The following is a 16,455-nucleotide window of genomic DNA, read 5'->3' on the forward strand; positions in this document are numbered from 1 at the left end:
GGCGGCGGCGCGGCTGCACGGCGCCCCAGTGTTTCAAGCAACTCACGACACCTCATGGCTCTGCTTCAAATCGCCGAACCCGGCATGGCGACCGCACCGCATCAGCATCGGCTGGCGGTCGGCATCGATCTCGGCACCACCAACTCGCTGGTCGCGACGGTGAAATCCTCGGTGCCCGAGGTGATCGCTGACGAGGACGGCGCGCTGCTGCTGCCGTCGGTGGTGCGCTATCTGCCGGGCGGCGACGTGGTCATCGGCGCGCCGGCGCTGGCGGCGCGCGCGACCGATCCGCGCAACACGCTGGTGTCGGTCAAGCGCTTCATGGGGCGCGGGCTGGCCGACATTCCGCACCGCGAGAACCTGCCCTACCAGTTCATCGACGCGCCGGGCATGGTGCAGATCCGCACCGTGCAGGGCGTGAAGTCGCCGGTCGAGACCTCGGCGCAAATCCTGGCCAAGCTGCGCCAGCGCGCCGAGGACGCACTCGGCGGCGAGCTGGTCGGCGCGGTCATCACGGTGCCGGCCTATTTCGACGATGCCCAGCGCCAGGCCACCAAGGACGCCGCGCGGCTCGCCGGACTTGAGGTGCTGCGGCTGCTCAACGAGCCGACCGCCGCCGCCATCGCCTACGGGCTCGACAACGCGGCCGAGGGCCTCTACGCCATCTACGACCTCGGTGGCGGCACCTTCGACGTGTCGATCCTGCGGCTGTCGAAGGGCGTGTTCGAGGTGCTCGCCACCGGCGGCGACTCGGCGCTCGGCGGCGACGACTTCGATCACCGGCTGTTCTGCTGGGTGCTGGAGCAGGCCGGGTTGTCGCTGCTGAGCGAGGCCGACACCAGCCTGCTGCTCGGCAAGGTGCGCGTCGCCAAGGAGGCGCTGTCGACGCAGAAGAGCGCGACGATCCAGGCGCGCATCACCGGCGCCGACGGCAAGCATCGCTGGGTCAACGTCACGGTCACGGCCGAGACCTTTGCCACGCTGACCCAGCATCTGGTGCAGAAGACGCTGTCCGCCGCGCGCGCCGCCTTGCGCGATGCCGGCGTGGCCGCGTCCGAGGTGCGCGAGGTGGTGATGGTCGGCGGCGCCACGCGCATGCCGCATGTGCGCGCGGCGGTCGAGCAGTTCTTCGGCCGCGCGCCGCATATCGAGATCGATCCCGACAAGGTCGTGGCCGTGGGCGCCGCGATCCAGGCCGACAAGCTCGCCGGCAACCGCGCGCCGGGCGCCGACGACTGGCTGCTGCTCGACGTGATTCCGCTGTCGCTTGGCATCGAGACGCTCGGCGGCCTGGCCGAAAAGATCATTCCGCGCAACAGCACCATCCCGGTCGCGCGCGCGCAGGAATTCACCACCAGCCGCGACGGGCAGGGCGCCATCGCCATCCATGTGGTGCAGGGCGAACGCGAACTGGTGGCCGATTGCCGCAGCCTTGCGCGCTTCGAGCTGCGCGGCATTCCGCCGATGGCCGCCGGTGCGGCGCGCATCCGCGTGACCTTCCAGGTCGATGCCGACGGGCTGCTCGACGTGAGCGCGCGCGAGACGATTTCGGGCGTGAACGCCGCCATCACCGTCAAGCCGAGCTACGGCCTCGCAGACGACGACATCGCGCGCATGCTCGCCGAGAGCATGTCGGCCGCCGGCGCCGACGCGCAGGCCCGCATGCTGCGCGAGCAGCAGGTCGAGGCCGAACGCATGCTCGACGCGACCGCCGTCGCGCTCGCCGCCGACGGCGATCTGCTCGATGCCGACGAGCGCGCCGCCATCGATGCGCTGATCGTCGCGCTGCGCGCCACCGCCGCCAGCGCCACCGAGTCGGGCGCGGTCAAGGCCGCGAACGAAGCGCTCGCCAAGGGCACGGACGACTTCGCCGCCCGCCGCATGAACCGCTCGATCGCGCGCGCGCTGTCCGGCCGCTCGCTCGACGAAATCTCTTCCTGATCCTCCCCAACGCACATAAAACCCATGCCGAAGATCAAGGTCCTGCCCCATCCCGAGGTCTGCCCGAACGGCGCCGAATTTGTCGCCATCAAGGGCGTGAACATCTGCCGCCAGCTGCTCGACCAGGAAATCGAGATCGAGCACGCCTGCGAGCTGAGCGCCGCCTGCACCACCTGCCATGTGATCGTGCGCGAGGGCTTCTCGTCGCTCAACGAAGCGAGCGACACCGAGGAAGACCTGCTCGACCGCGCCTGGGGCCTCACCGCGCAATCGCGCCTGAGCTGCCAGGCCAAGGTCGGCGACGTCGATCTGGTGGTGGAGATTCCGCGCTACACCATCAACCACGCGCGCGAGCATCACTGAGCTGACGCGCATTCCTCCAGCCATGACAACAGCCGCGCCAGCGGCGCAACAGGAGCCTTCGCCATGAAATGGTCCGACACCCGCGACATCGCCATTGCCCTCGCCGACAAGTTCGGCGATGTCGATCCGAAGTACGTGCGCTTCACCGATCTGCACCGCTGGGTCTGCGAACTCGAAGGCTTCAGCGACGATCCGGAAAAGTCGAACGAGAAGGTGCTGGAAGCGATCCAGATGACCTGGCTCGACGAGATGGACTGAGCGGCGCCCAGCCCCGCGTTGCAGTTCGCGCGGGGCCGGGACCAAAAGGCCGGGACGAAAAAAAAGCGAACCGTCTTTCGACGATTCGCTTTTCAGTCTTGGCGGAGTGGACGGGGCTCGAACCCGCGACCCCCGGCGTGACAGGCCGGTATTCTGACCAACTGAACTACCACTCCTGATCTGTTTTCGCGTTTGCGTTTCGGCAGCAGCGAAGCCCTCGACTATAGGGGGTTTCTTTCCGTTTGCCAAGCAGGCGATGCAACCGTTCGTCGTCCGTTGGACACAAGCGACACAGTTGCGCCGCGCTCAGCCTTCCTTGCGCATGTGCGGGAACAGCAGCACGTCGCGGATGCTCGGGCTGTCGGTCAGCAGCATCACGAGCCGGTCGATGCCGATGCCGCAGCCGCCGGTGGGCGGCATGCCGTGTTCCAGCGCGCGGATGTAGTCGGCGTCGTAGAACATCGCTTCGTCGTCGCCGGCTTCCTTCGCGGCTACCTGGGCCTGGAAGCGCGCGGCCTGGTCCTCGGCATCGTTCAGCTCAGAGAAGCCGTTGGCGATCTCGCGTCCGGTCACGAACAGCTCGAAGCGTTCGGTGATGCCGGGCCGCGTGTCCGACTCGCGTGCGAGCGGCGACACCTCGATCGGGTAATCGATGATGTAGGTCGGCTCCCAGAGCTGGCCCTCGGCGGTTTCTTCGAACAGCGCGAGTTGCAGCGCGCCGAGGCCGGCGATCGACAGCGGCGCCTTGGTCGTGTCGGCGCCGAACTTCTTCAGCTCGGCGCGCAAAAAGTCGATGTCGTCGAGCTGGGCCGGCGTGTAGTGCGGCGCGTACTTGAGGATGGCGCCGGTGATGGTCAGGCGCTGGAACGGCAGGCTCAGGTCGAGCGGCTTGCCCTGGTACTCCAGCACCGCCGTGCCGCGCGCGGCGATGGCGGCGGCGCGGATGCATTCCTCGGTGAAGTCCATCAGCCACTGGTAGTCGGTGTAGGCTGCGTAGAACTCCATCATCGTGAATTCGGGGTTGTGCCGAACGCTCACGCCCTCGTTGCGGAAGTTGCGGTTGATCTCGTACACGCGCTCGAAGCCGCCGACGATCAGCCGCTTGAGATAGAGCTCGGGCGCGATGCGCAGATACATCTGCATGTCGAGCGCGTTGTGATGCGTGATGAAGGGCTTGGCCGCCGCGCCGCCCGGGATCGGGTGGAGCATCGGCGTTTCCACTTCAAGAAATTCGTGCCCGTTCATGAAGGCGCGGATCGCCGCAACGATGCGGCTGCGCGCGATGAAGGTGGCGCGCGTGTCGCCGTCGATGATGAGATCGACGTAACGCTGGCGGTACTTCAGCTCCTGGTCGGCCAGACCGTGGAACTTGTCGGGCAGCGGCCGCAGCGCCTTCGACAACAGGCGGATCTCGGTGCAGTGCACCGACAGCTCGCCGGTGCGCGTCTTGAACAGCTTGCCGCGCGCCGCAACGATGTCGCCGATGTCGAACTTCTTGAACGCGCCGTGGGCGTCCTTGCCCACGCCGTCGTCGTTGACGAACAGCTGGATGCGGCCATTGCCACCAAAGCCCACCGAGCCGTCCTGCACGGTGGCGAAGCTGGCCTTGCCCATCACGCGCTTGAGCATCAGGCGGCCGGCCACGGCCACTTCCACCGCGTCGGCTTCGAGGGCTTCCTTCTCGGCTTCATCGTGTTTCGCATGCAGCTCGGCGGCCTTGTGCGTGGGCTTGAAGTCGTTGGGGAAGGCGGGGCCGAGAGTGCGCAGGGCGGAAAGCTTTTCGCGCCGTTCGGCGATGAGCTGGTTTTCGTCCTGCGGGGCGGTGGCGGGGGCTTGCGAGTCCGACATGTCGTTGTGCTTGCGGTGCTGGGAAGGGTGGGGAGTATGAACGCGCGGCCGGAAACCCCGTGGCCGCACGCAAATCTGTGAATTGCTTCCGGTACGTGAAGGCACTTGTCACAGGCCGGGAATTTGTCCTACCTATAACAAGGGCTCCAGGACAAGTCGGCGCAGCCGCGAACAGGTCATGAACCCACTGAAAAGCGCGCTGGCGACCCTGGCGCCATCGGACATCCTCATCAAGACGCCGCGTGGCGAACTGGAATTCAGCCAGCGCGTGCGCTCGCTGCCGCAGAAGGTGCGTGGCGTGCTCATCCTGGTGAACGGTCAGCGCAGCGTGGCCGAGATCGAGGCCATGCTGCCGATCCTGCCGGTGTTCGGCACGCTGGCCGCGCTGCTCGCGACCGGATTCATCGAGAGCCGCGCCGAAGCCACCACTCGGCCCGCCGCCCTGCCGCTGCCGATCGCGCACGAACCGGTGACGGTGGCCGCGCCCGGCCTGGCCGCCAACGATCCCAACCGACTGCCGCTCGAAGACTTGCGCGAGGCCGCCATCGCCCAACTGCGCGGGCTGGCCGGCGAGGCGTCGGTCAACATGGTGCAGCGCATGCAGGCCTGCAAGCGCCTCGGCGAACTGCGCATCGAGCTGCAGCGTGCGGCCCAGGTGCTGGAACGCTTCGTCGGCGTGGCGGTGGCCGAGATCTTTCTCGACGAGATGACGGCGCGCGTGCGCACCGTCACCGAACCCGAGCACCGGCCGCTTACACGCCCTGCTTGAGGCTGGCCGAGATGAAGGCGTCGAGATCGCCGTCGAGCACCGACTTGGTATTGCCGATTTCGACGTTGGTCCGCAGATCCTTGATGCGGCTGTTGTCCAGCACATAGCTGCGGATCTGATGGCCCCAGCCGACATCGGTCTTGCTGTCTTCCAGCGTCTGCTGCTGGGCCATGCGCTTGCGCATCTCGGCTTCGTACATGCGCGACTTCAGCATCGCCATCGCCTCGGCGCGGTTGCGGTGCTGCGAGCGGTCGTTCTGGCACTGCACGACGATGCCCGACGGGATGTGCGTGATCCGCACCGCCGAATCGGTCTTGTTGATGTGCTGGCCGCCGGCGCCGCTGGCGCGGAAGGTATCCACGCGCAGATCGGCCGGATTGATCTCGATGTCGAACGAATCGTCGACTTCGGGCGACACGAAAACGCTTGCAAACGAGGTGTGCCGGCCGCCGGCCGAGTCGAACGGGCTCTTGCGCACCAGCCGATGCACGCCGGTTTCGGTGCGCAGATAGCCGTAGGCGTACTCGCCCTCGATCTTGATCGTCGCGCTCTTGATGCCGGCCACTTCGCCCGGCGACTCTTCCATCACCTCGGCCTTGAAGCCCTTGCGCTCGGCATAGCGCAGGTATTGGCGCAGCAGCATGCTGGCCCAGTCCTGCGCTTCGGTACCGCCGGCGCCAGCCTGGATGTCGAGGAAGGCGTTGTTGGGATCGGCCGGGTTGTTGAACATCCGGCGGAATTCCATCTTCTCGACCGAGTCGGTCAGGCCGGCGAGATCGGCCTCGACGGCTTCGAGCGTGGAATCGTCGGCTTCCTCGCGCGCCAGCTCGAACAGGTCGTTACTGTCGGCGAGAGATTGATCGATGCTATCTAGCTGGAGCACCACGTCTTCGAGCGACTTGCGCTCGCGGCCCACTTCCTGGGCCTGCTTCGGGTCGTTCCAGAGGCTGGGATCTTCACTAAGACGGACAACTTCGCTCAGGCGCGTGCGTTTGCTGTCGTAGTCAAAGATACCTCCGCAACTCGGACTCGCGCTGGCGCAAGTCGGCGAGTCGGGCGGCGATGGCATTCAGGCGTTCTGCTTCCATGGTGCTTATCGCTAAAAGGCGCGGAGTATAAACAACGCGGTCTATTGCGTCCCGACGGAAGTAAGGCGCCCGCCTATTGGCAGGGCGCTCGCTCGTCACCCACAATGCGGCGCGCTTTCAATCGAACTATGTCATCCAACTTCAAAGATCTCTTCGCATCCCCGGGCCGCTCCGGGAGCCACAGCCAGCAGCTGCGCGTTCTCGAGATCGTCGCGCGTGCCGTGCGCGGTGCCTATGCGAACCAGATCCAGGGCATGGTCGATCGGCTGCTCGACGCGATGTTCCGCTATGCCGAGAGCACGGTGTCGGCCGAGGATTCGCGCCGCGTGCTGTCGTCCTACGGCGTGCTGTACGAGCACCGCATTCCGTTCGCGCGCCTGCTCGAAACCAAGATCCAAGCCTCGCTCAACCGCACGATCGACGACTTCCTCAATCACCGCCAGACCACGCCGGGCATTGCCACCTCGCCCAAGCGCGTCAGCCTCGATGAGTTGTCGCTGGTGGAAACCAGTGCAATGGATCGCATGGTGGTGATGAGCAATCTGGCCAAGCGGGTCGAGAACGCGCACTACGAGGCGTTCAACGACCTCAATGCGCGGCTGGCGGCGCTGGTCGGCATGAAGGAAATCGACACCGCGAACAATCCTTTTCGCGCCGAGTTCCTGCTCCAGGCCATCGAGGATGCGTGGTCCGAGACGCGCACCGATCCCAATCACGACCGCGTGCTCATCGAGCGCTCGTCGCCGCAAATCATTGGCGACTTCGGCGCGCTGCTGAAGGCGGCGAACGAAGCGCTTCAGCGCCAGGGCATCGGGCCGGTGAAGTTCGGCGTGAGCACTTCGCTGAACCGGTCGACGGCTGCCGATCCGGCCGCTGTCGCGGAAGCTGCCGAGGCGGCGGCTGCGGCTGCCGAAGCCGCCGAGGCGCCGCCGGTGGTGGCCGGGCGGCCGGGTTTCCTCAAGCGCGTGCAGCAGCTGCTGGCGCGCCAGCTCGGCGGTGGCGATCGCGCCGCCGCGCCGGCGCCGGTGCAGGGCGGTGTGGCAGGTGTGCCGACGATGCCCGGTCAGCCTGCCGTGCCGTCCGGCTTTCCGGGTGGCGGCATGGGCCAGCCGGCTCAAGGCTTTGGGCAGCAGACGGGTTTCCCGCAGCAGACCGGCTTTCCGCAGCAGGCTGGTTTCCCGCAGCAGACCGGTTTCCCGCAGCAGACGCTGCCGGGCGCCGGCCATCCGCAAGCGGCGCCGGGCGGCTATCCGCAGCCAGGGCCGGGCGCGCATCCGGCGCAGATGCCGGTGGGCGGCGATCCGCTGATGCCGGGCTACGACCCGGGCAGGATCGGCGGCGGCGAGACCGGCATTCCGCCCGGCATGTCGGGCCAGCATGAGGTGGTCGGCGACATCGACCTGAGCGGCGTGGCCCAGCTGGCACAGGCCGCCATGAGCCGCGTCGTGCCCTACGAGGAAATCGCGCACACGGTCAGCGCGCTGGGCCGGCTCCAGCAGGCCCAGGTCGCGGCCTTCCCCGACTTCGCCACCGCGCTGTCGCTGCCGGGCAGCGCCGCCGCCTTCGAGCCGGCCGGCGACGCCACCTATCTCGATCCGATGTCGCCGGCCGACGTGGCGCTGCGCACGCCGGGCCGCTTCGTCAACGTCATCCGCAGCATTGCCGAATCGGAGATCGGCAAGAGCGCGTCGCAGATGGACTCGATGGTCATCGAGCTGGTCGCGCGGCTGTTCGACTTCGTCTTCGACGACGAGAACCTGCCCGACGCCATCAAGGTGCTGCTGTCGCGGCTGCAGATCCCCGTCCTCAAGGCGGCGATGATCGATCCCGAGTTCTTCGAACTCGACTACCACCCGGCGCGCCGGCTGGTGAATGTGCTGGCCGAGGCCGGCCTCGGCTGGGAGGAGTACGACGGCCGCGAGGACCCGCTCTACGAGATCATCGACCGCACGGTCGCGCGCGTGCTGCGCGAGTTCTCGGAGGACGTGAACCTGTTCGGCGAGCTGGCCGACGAGGTCGAGGAGCTGGTTCGCAAGACCGACGAGGAAAGCCGTCAGGCCGCCGCCGAGCAGGTCCAGGCGGCCCAGGCCACGGCGCGCACCGAGGAAGACCGCGTCTATGCGATGCGCGCCTCGCGTGCGGCCATCGAGGACCGGCTGCGCAACAACGCCACCGCCGACTTCGTCGCCGCCTTCCTGCGCGAGCAATGGTGCGAATACATCGGCGAGCTGCTGCTGCTGCACGGCAGCGGCCATGAATTCCTCAAGAACGCGTTCGAGACCGCCGACGATCTGCTCTGGTCGGTGCAGCCCAAGTTCGTGCCCGAGGAGCGCCGGCTGCTGCTGGTGATGATGGCCAACCTCGAACGCCAGCTGCGCAGCGGCGCCAGCGCGGTGCGCATGACGGCGCCGGCCGTCGCCGCCTTCTTCGCCGCGCTCGACGACCGCTGGGCCGGCGCGGTGATCGGCGAGCCGCTGACGCAGAGCACCGACGCGGTCGATGCGCCGCCGCTGCCGCCCGAGCTGGCCACGCCCGAGCCTGACGAGGCCACCGGCGCCATCGACGAGCTGGTGCCCGGCGCCATCCTCGAAATGACCAAGGACGACGGCGCGCGCTTCGTCTACAAGGTGGGCTGGATCAGCGGCCAGCGCACCCGCTTCCTGCTGACCAACCGCTACAACAGCGCGCCGCTGATCGTCAGCGGCACGCATCTGGCCGACCGGCTGCGCATCGGCAAGCTGCGCGTGATCGACCGCGGCGCCATCATCGACCGCGCCTTCAGCAGCATCCTCGAAGCGCTCGAAGAGACCCGCTATCCCAACGACGCCGGCACCTCGCCGCTCGACGACTGACAGCAAAAAGGCCGGATGCGATCCGGCCTTTTTCTTGGGCGGCGGCGCTCGTCACACCACATGCTCGATCACGAGCTGGGTGTTGATGTGGCCGTTGAACTCGTTGGCATCGACGCGGAACGCGAACGTCCCGCGCGGCGGCAGTTTCTGCCGGTTGAAGCCGATGGCGTCGAAGCGCTGGCCCGCGACCCGCAGCGACGCCTTCACATGGCGCTCGCCGACGATGCGCTGCTGGATCACCTCGAACTCGTCGGCGAACAGCGGCGCCTCGAAGGCCTGACCCCAGATTTCGGCGCCCAGCATCTGGGCGATCTCGGCGCGCATCCAGGCGGTTTCGAGCGGCCCGTCGACGGTCACGATGCGCTCGCGCGGCGTGTTGCCGAGCTGCTCGGCCACCACCTGCACGAAGGCCTCGCGGAAGGCGTCGAGCGCGCCGGTCGCAATCGTGAGCCCGGCCGCCATCGCATGCCCGCCAAAGCGATCCACCAGCCCCGGCGCGCGCTTGGTCACGAGATCGATCGCATCGCGCAGATGCAGCCCCGGAATCGACCGCCCCGAACCGGTCAGCACGCCGTCGCCGTTGGGCGCGAACACGATGGCCGGCCGGTGATGGCGGTCCTTGAGCTTGGTCGCCACCAGCCCGGTCACGCCCGCGTGAAAGCTCGGGTCCATCAGCACGATGGCCTGGGCGTCGGCATCGACCGGCAGGTCTGCGCTGCGGTCGAGCATCGCGTCCTGCACCAGCCGGCGCTCGGCATTGATGCGGTCGAGCTGCCCGGCCAGATCGAAGGCGCGCGCCGGGTCATCGGTGAGCAGGCATTCGATGCCGATCGACATGTCGGCCAGCCGCCCGGCGGCATTGATGCGCGGCCCGATGCCAAAGCCGATGTCGGCCGTCGACAGCCGGCGCAGCTCGCGCCCGGCCACCTGGGCCAGCGCCGCAATGCCCGGCTGGGCCTGACCGGCGCGCAGCCGGTCGAGCCCGAGCTTGACCAGCAGCCGGTTGTTGTCGTCGAGCTTGACCAGATCGGCCACGGTGCCCACGGCCACCAGATCGAGCAGCTTGTCGAGGCGCGGCTGGGTCTGCGCATCGAAGCGGCCGCGCGCGCGCAACTCGGCGCGCAGCGCGATCAGCACATAGAACATCACGCCCACGCCGGCCAGCTGGCGCGACGCAAAGCCGCAGCCCGGCTGGTTGGGATTCACGATGGCGCGCGCGTCGGGCAGGGTGGCGCCGACCGCGTGATGGTCGGTCACGATCACCTCGATGCCGTGGGCGTTGGCGTAGTCCACGCCCTCGTGGCTGGCGATGCCGTTGTCCACCGTCACGATCAGGTCGGGCTTGCGCGGCAGCGCCAGATCGACCACCTGCGGCGACAGGCCATAGCCGGTCTCGAAGCGGTTGGGCACCAGGTAATCGACGGTTGCGCCCAGCTCGCGCAGACCGCGCACGGCCAGCGCGCAGGCGGTCGCGCCATCGCAGTCGTAATCGGCCACCACCAGCAGGCGCTCGCCGTCCTCGATGGCGTCGGCGAGGCGCTCGGCGGCGTCGGCCAGGCCGAGCATGTCGGTCGGCGGCAGCAGCTTGCCGATGCTCGCGGCCGGCGGCGCGGAACAGCCGCGTTGCGCGTAAAGGCGCGCCAGCAGCGGATGCAGGCCGGCGCGGATCAGCGCGTCTTCCTTGCGCGGATCGCGCGGGCGCACGACAAAGCGCGGCGGTACGGCGGAATCGGACATCAGGCTTCCTCGGCCACGGGATCGACGGCCAGTGAATCGATCAGCTTGCGGCGCTGCCAGAACTTCCAGCCCGCGACGGCGCCGGCGCGCAATTCGCGCCAGTCGTGTTCGCTGCATGCAATCAGCTCGAAGCGCCGGCCCGAGGCGAGCAGCGGCGCAAACCAGTCGCGCTCCAGCGCGGCGATGGCGGCGCGCCAGCCGGCCCAGTCCTCGCGCGCGGCCGGCACTTCGAGTTCGTCGAGCAGGATGAGCGCATCGGTGCCCGGTTCGCGCGCCGGCTCGGCGGCGCGGTGCAGCCGGGCGAGGGCGCGCAGCGAGAGCTGATCGGCGCGCGCGGCAATCGCGGCCACCGGCGAAGGCGCCGCCGCACCGGCCAGCGCAAGACTGCCGCCGCCATGCACCCACAAGCCGTTTACCGTCGCCGCACCGCGCGCCTCGCGCGCCGCGCACACCGGATGCTCGAACCAGCTCATCTGGATTTCGTTCTGCAGCCGGCGCCAGTGGCGCGCGACCGCGTCGTACTCGCCGCCCGGCCCGCGCGCGCCCCACAGATCGATGTTGCGACCCAGCGCCCGCAGCGGCTCGGCGGTGCGCAGCGAGTCGAGCGCCGGCCAGTGCAGAAACCATTCATCCGGCGTCGGCCGCAGCAGCTGCGCGCCCAGCGGATCGAGCGACGGCGCAATCGCCTCGGCCAGCGCCGCCGCCTCGTCGGCGCCGAGGCCCGGCCGCAGCGTGGCCAGCACCACATGGTCGGTCGCCGCCGTGAAGCTGCACGGCTCCACGCACCACCAGCTTTTCTCGCCCGGGTCCACGCCCAGCGCCAGCAGCCGCAAGGCCGCTTCCGGCAGCGGATTGGGCACCGCCGGCCCGCGCGTCGTGCCCTTGCGCGACGACAGCATCCGCGCCGCCGCCGCCTGCGCCGCCCGCAGCGCCGCCTGATCGATCACCTCGTCGCCCGCCGGCCGCCGCAGGCCCAGCCGCCGCGCCAGCCAGCGCGACGCCGGCCGGCTGAACTGCACCGGCCCGCCGGCAGCAGCCACCTCCGCCGCCGACTCGCGCGCCAGCGGCCGCGCCTGGGCCAGCAGCGCCTGCAAGGCCGGCAGCGGAAGGTCGTCAAGCACCTCGTGCGCAACGCTGCGCGGCACGAGCAGATCGGGAACAAGCAGTTGCATGTGGGGGCGTCCTGGGAGGCCGGCGATTCTATGTCTATGGCAGACTCGCCCGCGCTCTCGGGGTGCCCCCCGACGGCAACCTTCTTGCAAAGCCCCCCGCTGTGTCCTTCTTCCAATCCTTCGAGTGGATGATCGGGCTGCGCTACACCCGCGCCCGGCGCGGCGCCCGGCGCAACCGCTTCATCTCTTTCATCTCCGGCATCTCCATGGCCGGCATCGCGCTCGGCGTGGCCGCGCTCATCATCGTGCTGTCGGTGATGAACGGCTTCCAGAAGGAAGTGCGCGACCGGATGCTTTCGGTGCTGTCGCACGTCGAAGTGTTCGCCCCCGAAGGCGGCCTCGACGACTGGCAGAAGACCGCCGCCGAAACCCGCGCCAACAAGCATGTGATCGCCGCCGCGCCCTATGTGCAGGGCCAGGTGATGATGGCCCGCGGCGACGTGTTCAAGGGCGCGCTCATCCGCGGCGTCGACCCGGCGCTGGAGCCGGCCGTGTCCGATCTGGCCACCGAGGTGCGCGAAGGCAATCTCGCCGATCTCGGCGCCGGGCAGTTCAACATCGTGCTGGGGCGGGGCCTTGCCAGCGAACTCGGCGTGGGCGTGGGCGACAAGGTCGCGCTCATCGCGCCCGAAGGCAGCGTCACGCCGGCCGGCGTCGTGCCCCGGCTCAAGCAGTTCAGCGTGGTCGGCATCTTCGAGAGCGGGCATTACGAGTACGACTCCACGCTCGCTCTGGTGGCGCTCGACGACGCCGCCAAGCTGTTCCGCACCGGCGGCCCGAGCGGCGTGCGGCTCAAGCTCGACGACATGCAGCTCGCCCCCGAGGTGGCGCAGGAACTGTCGCAGAGCCTCAGCGGCCATCTCTACATCCTGGACTGGACGCGCCAGAACAAGACCTGGTTTGCCGCCGTGAAGACCGAGAAACGGATGATGTTCATCATCCTGGCGCTCATCGTGGCCGTCGCCGCGTTCAACTTGGTGAGCACGCTGGTGATGACCGTGACCGACAAGCAGGCCGACATCGCCATCCTGCGCACGCTCGGCGCCGCGCCCGGCTCGATCATGAAAATCTTCGTCGTGCAGGGCGCGCTCATCGGCCTGTCGGGCGCCGCGCTCGGCGTGGGGCTCGGGGCGCTGGTGGCCTACAACATCGAGACCGTCGTGCCCTTCATCGAGCGCCTGCTCGGCGTGCAGTTCCTGCCCAAGGACGTGTACTTCATCAGCAGCCTGCCGAGCGATCCGCAGGCGAGCGACATCCTCACCATCGGCTGCGTGTCCATCGTGCTGAGCTTGGTGGCCACCCTTTACCCGAGCTGGAGCGCCTCGCGCGTGGAACCGGCCGAGGCGCTGCGCTATGAATGACCCGATCCGCCAACGCCCGGCCGCCGGCAGCGACGTGCTCGTCGCGCGCGACATCGGCAAGGTCTACCGCAGCGGCCCCGACGCGGTGGAAGTGCTGCGCGGCGTGGATTTCAGCGTGAAGGCCGGCGAGAGCGTGGCCATCGTCGGCGCCAGCGGCAGCGGCAAGAGCACGCTGCTGCACATTCTCGGCGGCCTAGACTGGCCCACGACCGGCAGCGTGACGCTGCTGGGCCAGAGCTATGCCGGACTGGATGAAGTGAAGCTCGGCCAGGTGCGCAACCGGTCGCTCGGCTTCGTGTACCAGTTCCATCACCTGCTGCCCGAGTTCAGCGCGCTGGACAACGTGGCGATGCCGCTGTTCATTCGGCGGATGGCGAAGGCGGAGGCGAGGGCGAGGGCGGCTGCGGTGCTGGAGGCGGTGGGGCTCGGGCATCGGCTGGGGCATGCGCCGGGGGAGCTGTCTGGCGGGGAGCGTCAGCGGGCGGCGATTGCGCGTGCATTGGTTACCGAGCCGGCTTGTGTGCTCGCCGATGAGCCGACGGGGAATCTGGATCGGGAAACGGCTGAGGTTGTATTTGAATTGATGGTTTCGCTAAATACGAGGCTTGGTGCAAGCCTCGTATTTGTTACCCATGACCGTGAACTAGCTGATCGTGCTTCTAGGCTGATATTAATTGCTAAGTAGGTAGCATGCTCCCAGCTACTTGGTTGATTTGGTTTGATTCAGCTAAGGATTTAATTTCACAAGGCTGAATATATGGCTATTGGATCGACAACTATTTCTTTTGTTCCTTTTCCAAACAGGCTGCGTTCAATATTTGCAATTTGATCTATCATTCCGCTAAGGCCTTCCTTTAAATTGCTTGCGCTATTTAGTGGTTTGATGGGCTCAACGGCCACAACTGTATCCGTTTTGGTCTGCGTTGCAATTCCGAGTAAGACCAGAGGTTTTTCGGTATTGCGTGAATATTTTCTAATGAGCAAGTCTTCAGATTCGCGAAGGTAGTCTCGTTTGAGGCAGGCTGAAAACAACAATTCATCAAAGGTTTGGTGAACTTCAAAGTTCCCGGAGAATCCGTATTCCGTGATTGAGCGTAAAGAGTTTAGAAAATCGGGATCAAGATAAAGTCCATTTTCTTTCGTAAACTGACTCCCGTCCTTTAATTGTTTTTCCAGTCTTGTAATTTCATTATGCCTATTTTTCAGACTCTTATTGCTTTTTAAGGCTTGAATCTCATTTAGGACCGGGGAAATCTTCTCATAGTTTGAAACATAATTGATAGCAATTCCAAGGGTGTTGAATGAGTCAAGGAGCGTTGTAATTTTGTCCGCATCGAAAAATCTCATATTTGACTCAATTCGCACGAATGATTTGACTTCGTTTGTGGGACGCGATTTTTCACTCGTGGTTGAAGAAAAATTGCTTATTAGATTAAGTTCTTCCAGTCGATTTTCAAAAATTGAGAAGGCGTGATCGTGTAAAACACGTTTTTCTATTTCTAGCTTATTTGAACTCATGGCTTTGGCAACCATACGCCCGCTGCCGACGGGCCCCTTTTGTTCTTCATTGGAATCTTTGCTGGTGCCTGACTCGTGTAAAACGTATTCAGTAATGCCTTCAAAAATTTGGGCCGAAAGCGAAAACATCTTGCTTTGGTCAAGGTAAATTATGTTTTTCATTTTCGTTCTTCCTGTTCATAAATTCTTGGTAATAGCGACGCCGAGTATCTATGAAAGACCAGACGGCAACGCAGACGCCAAGCAGTATGGCAATGATTAAAATGGTAAGCAAGATGATGCTCAACATTCGCCTCCAACTTTCGAATGATTGAATCGATCTAATGCGGAAAATGAAAGTAGCAGCGATGTTAAAGCCAGTCCAATTGAGCAGGTTCTTACTGCCCCGAAATCGACCACATTGTTTGCTGATTCGCCTATTAGGGTAATGGCGTAAAGGGTGCTGTAAATCACTATAAAAAATATGGACACTCCATTTTGAATGGTTTTCCAATTTTTATCTTTGCTGGGTAAATGCTCGATTTCATTTAAAACCGAAATATGCAATATGAGTCCAAAGGCGACGACGTCTCCTGGGGAAATGACGGTGGTCGGTCCGTTATTTGTAATAAGCCATACTAATATTCTGGTTGCTATTGGTAATAAACCAATAAATACCGTATAGATAAACCATTTTGTCTTGTTAATGGTTCGCATATCTTTGATGTCAGTGTTATGGTGCTTGATGGGTTAAGTGATGAAGATTATACCCGACGAACGTATATATGGCGTAAATAATAGGTGGTAATTTTGCATTAAGAATGTTCAGTGTGCTGTGCGTGACATGTTGCGTCAATTCGAGGTGTTTAAATTTTTGTTTGCACCAACTCCTTACTGAAAGAGTTGGCGTCTTGAATTTCAGCTTAATCATTCACGCCGCGTAAGCAATGTTTTGTCATTTGTGATGATGGAAATTACGCTCAGCACAGGCAGGCGAAAGATTAAATAACTTCCACACAGACTGCGCTCAGTTGATATCGTTCCGGCTTATCCGCGTTATTGTGGTTGGGCTTCTCATGTTTCCAAATACCCCATCCCCGCCCCCACCATCAACCGATTCCACCCATTGATCTCCGCCACCGCCAGCGACAAATCCGCCATTTCCTTCGGCGAAAACACCGCGCTGGCCTGATCCCAAATCACCGCCGCCAAGCCGCTGCTGTCCGCCAACCGCGTCAGCGCCTCGCCCCAAGCCAGCGCCGCGCGTTCCCGCGCGCTGAATACCGTCGCCTCGCGCCATACCGCCAGCAGATTCAATTGCGCGTCGCTCACGCCGTGCTGGCGCGCAATCGGCACATGCATCGCCACGCAATAGGCGCAGCCATTCATCTGCGAAATGCGCAGCCGCAGCAATTCGAGCAGGCCGAGTTCGAGGCCGCAGCCGTCCACATAGCCATGCACGCCGCGCATTGCCTGAAAGCCCTTGGGCGCGAGGGCGAAGAAGTCGAAGCGCTGTTCCATCTGCATTTCCTTCAAGGCGGGCGGCCGGGTGCCGCCCCGAATGCAGGC

General features: G+C 65.0%; 14 protein-coding genes and 1 tRNA gene. 7 read left to right on the plus strand and 8 right to left on the minus strand.

What is annotated here, in order from left to right; translation table 11 throughout:
• Positions 1-54: 54 nt before the first annotated feature.
• From hscA to iscX, 3 genes are all read left to right on the plus strand, one after another.
• Complete coding sequence (gene hscA, locus B9P64_RS04220) at positions 55-1,941, plus strand: Fe-S protein assembly chaperone HscA (RefSeq protein WP_085314953.1); 1,887 nt, start codon at positions 55-57, stop codon at positions 1,939-1,941.
• 24 nt (positions 1,942-1,965) lie between these two features.
• Positions 1,966-2,304: an ISC system 2Fe-2S type ferredoxin gene (gene fdx / locus B9P64_RS04225; RefSeq protein ID WP_085314954.1), complete on the plus strand. Its 339-nt coding sequence runs from the start codon at positions 1,966-1,968 to the stop codon at positions 2,302-2,304.
• 63 nt (positions 2,305-2,367) lie between these two features.
• Positions 2,368-2,562: a Fe-S cluster assembly protein IscX gene (gene iscX / locus B9P64_RS04230; RefSeq protein ID WP_085314955.1), complete on the plus strand. Its 195-nt coding sequence runs from the start codon at positions 2,368-2,370 to the stop codon at positions 2,560-2,562.
• 99 nt (positions 2,563-2,661) lie between these two features.
• Here the strand turns inward: iscX and B9P64_RS04235 are convergent.
• Positions 2,662-2,738: transfer RNA gene (locus tag B9P64_RS04235), tRNA-Asp, on the minus strand.
• A gap of 130 nt (positions 2,739-2,868) precedes the next feature.
• Positions 2,869-4,410 carry a lysine--tRNA ligase gene (lysS, locus tag B9P64_RS04240; RefSeq protein WP_085314956.1) on the minus strand — a complete coding sequence of 514 codons (1,542 nt, stop codon included), beginning with the start codon at positions 4,408-4,410 and terminating at the stop codon, positions 2,869-2,871.
• A 178-nt stretch (positions 4,411-4,588) separates the two neighbouring features.
• Between lysS and B9P64_RS04245 the strand changes: the two genes are divergently transcribed.
• On the plus strand, positions 4,589-5,179 hold the full coding sequence (locus B9P64_RS04245) for a hypothetical protein (RefSeq protein WP_085314957.1): 591 nt from the start codon (positions 4,589-4,591) through the stop codon (positions 5,177-5,179).
• Here the strand turns inward: B9P64_RS04245 and prfB are convergent.
• Positions 5,163-6,267 (minus strand): peptide chain release factor 2 gene (gene prfB, locus B9P64_RS04250; protein WP_139826128.1). Its coding sequence is split into 2 segments (ribosomal slippage): positions 5,163-6,185 and positions 6,187-6,267, totalling 1,104 coding nucleotides; the frame shifts between segments, so codons are not numbered across the junction. The two genes, B9P64_RS04245 and prfB, sit on opposite strands and share 17 nt — an antisense overlap.
• A gap of 128 nt (positions 6,268-6,395) precedes the next feature.
• On the opposite strand from prfB, the gene B9P64_RS04255 reads away from it, so the two are divergent.
• Positions 6,396-9,119, plus strand: coding sequence for a DUF1631 family protein (locus tag B9P64_RS04255; RefSeq protein WP_176256711.1), 2,724 nt, complete (start codon positions 6,396-6,398; stop codon positions 9,117-9,119).
• Between the two features lie 51 nt (positions 9,120-9,170).
• On the opposite strand, the gene recJ is transcribed toward B9P64_RS04255, so the two are convergent.
• Both recJ and B9P64_RS04265 read right to left on the minus strand, forming a co-directional pair.
• A complete protein-coding gene (gene recJ / locus B9P64_RS04260; protein WP_085314960.1) occupies positions 9,171-10,856 on the minus strand; it encodes a single-stranded-DNA-specific exonuclease RecJ in 1,686 nt (561 codons plus the stop codon).
• Entirely contained in the window at positions 10,856-12,028 is a 1,173-nt protein-coding gene (locus B9P64_RS04265; RefSeq protein WP_085314961.1) for a hypothetical protein, read from the minus strand. Before B9P64_RS04265 ends, recJ begins: the two co-directional genes overlap by 1 nt.
• 128 nt (positions 12,029-12,156) lie before the next feature.
• Between B9P64_RS04265 and B9P64_RS04270 the strand changes: the two genes are divergently transcribed.
• Together B9P64_RS04270 and B9P64_RS04275 are read left to right on the plus strand one after the other, a co-directional pair.
• Positions 12,157-13,389, plus strand: coding sequence for a lipoprotein-releasing ABC transporter permease subunit (locus B9P64_RS04270; protein ID WP_139826148.1), 1,233 nt, complete (start codon positions 12,157-12,159; stop codon positions 13,387-13,389).
• Complete coding sequence (locus tag B9P64_RS04275) at positions 13,382-14,074, plus strand: ABC transporter ATP-binding protein (protein ID WP_085314963.1); 693 nt, start codon at positions 13,382-13,384, stop codon at positions 14,072-14,074. Before B9P64_RS04270 ends, B9P64_RS04275 begins: the two co-directional genes overlap by 8 nt.
• A 56-nt stretch (positions 14,075-14,130) precedes the next feature.
• On the opposite strand, the gene B9P64_RS23520 is transcribed toward B9P64_RS04275, so the two are convergent.
• From B9P64_RS23520 to B9P64_RS04285, 3 genes are all read right to left on the minus strand, one after another.
• Positions 14,131-15,069: a DUF6414 family protein gene (locus B9P64_RS23520; RefSeq protein ID WP_139826129.1), complete on the minus strand. Its 939-nt coding sequence runs from the start codon at positions 15,067-15,069 to the stop codon at positions 14,131-14,133.
• A 120-nt stretch (positions 15,070-15,189) separates the two neighbouring features.
• On the minus strand, positions 15,190-15,603 hold the full coding sequence (locus B9P64_RS04280) for a hypothetical protein (RefSeq protein WP_085314964.1): 414 nt from the start codon (positions 15,601-15,603) through the stop codon (positions 15,190-15,192).
• 357 nt (positions 15,604-15,960) lie between these two features.
• Positions 15,961-16,407 (minus strand): carboxymuconolactone decarboxylase family protein, encoded by a 447-nt coding sequence (locus B9P64_RS04285; RefSeq protein WP_085315096.1) that lies wholly within the window; start codon positions 16,405-16,407, stop codon positions 15,961-15,963.
• Between the last annotated feature and the right edge of the window lie 48 nt (positions 16,408-16,455).

This window comes from Derxia lacustris, from assembly GCF_002105195.1.
Classification (GTDB): Bacteria; Pseudomonadota; Gammaproteobacteria; order Burkholderiales; family Burkholderiaceae_E; genus Derxia; species Derxia lacustris.

What these genes read in the sequence shown, in the direction of transcription:
- hscA (WP_085314953.1), top strand. Translation starts at nt 55, where the DNA reads ATGGCTCTGCTTCAAATCGCCGAACCCGGCATGGCGACCGCACCGCAT.
- fdx (WP_085314954.1), top strand. Translation starts at nt 1,966, where the DNA reads ATGCCGAAGATCAAGGTCCTGCCCCATCCCGAGGTCTGCCCGAACGGC.
- iscX (WP_085314955.1), top strand. Translation starts at nt 2,368, where the DNA reads ATGAAATGGTCCGACACCCGCGACATCGCCATTGCCCTCGCCGACAAG.
- lysS (WP_085314956.1), bottom strand. Translation starts at nt 4,410, where the DNA reads ATGTCGGACTCGCAAGCCCCCGCCACCGCCCCGCAGGACGAAAACCAG.
- B9P64_RS04245 (WP_085314957.1), top strand. Translation starts at nt 4,589, where the DNA reads ATGAACCCACTGAAAAGCGCGCTGGCGACCCTGGCGCCATCGGACATC.
- B9P64_RS04255 (WP_176256711.1), top strand. Translation starts at nt 6,396, where the DNA reads ATGTCATCCAACTTCAAAGATCTCTTCGCATCCCCGGGCCGCTCCGGG.
- recJ (WP_085314960.1), bottom strand. Translation starts at nt 10,856, where the DNA reads ATGTCCGATTCCGCCGTACCGCCGCGCTTTGTCGTGCGCCCGCGCGAT.
- B9P64_RS04265 (WP_085314961.1), bottom strand. Translation starts at nt 12,028, where the DNA reads ATGCAACTGCTTGTTCCCGATCTGCTCGTGCCGCGCAGCGTTGCGCAC.
- B9P64_RS04270 (WP_139826148.1), top strand. Translation starts at nt 12,157, where the DNA reads ATGATCGGGCTGCGCTACACCCGCGCCCGGCGCGGCGCCCGGCGCAAC.
- B9P64_RS04275 (WP_085314963.1), top strand. Translation starts at nt 13,382, where the DNA reads ATGAATGACCCGATCCGCCAACGCCCGGCCGCCGGCAGCGACGTGCTC.
- B9P64_RS23520 (WP_139826129.1), bottom strand. Translation starts at nt 15,069, where the DNA reads ATGAAAAACATAATTTACCTTGACCAAAGCAAGATGTTTTCGCTTTCG.
- B9P64_RS04280 (WP_085314964.1), bottom strand. Translation starts at nt 15,603, where the DNA reads ATGCGAACCATTAACAAGACAAAATGGTTTATCTATACGGTATTTATT.
- B9P64_RS04285 (WP_085315096.1), bottom strand. Translation starts at nt 16,407, where the DNA reads ATGGAACAGCGCTTCGACTTCTTCGCCCTCGCGCCCAAGGGCTTTCAG.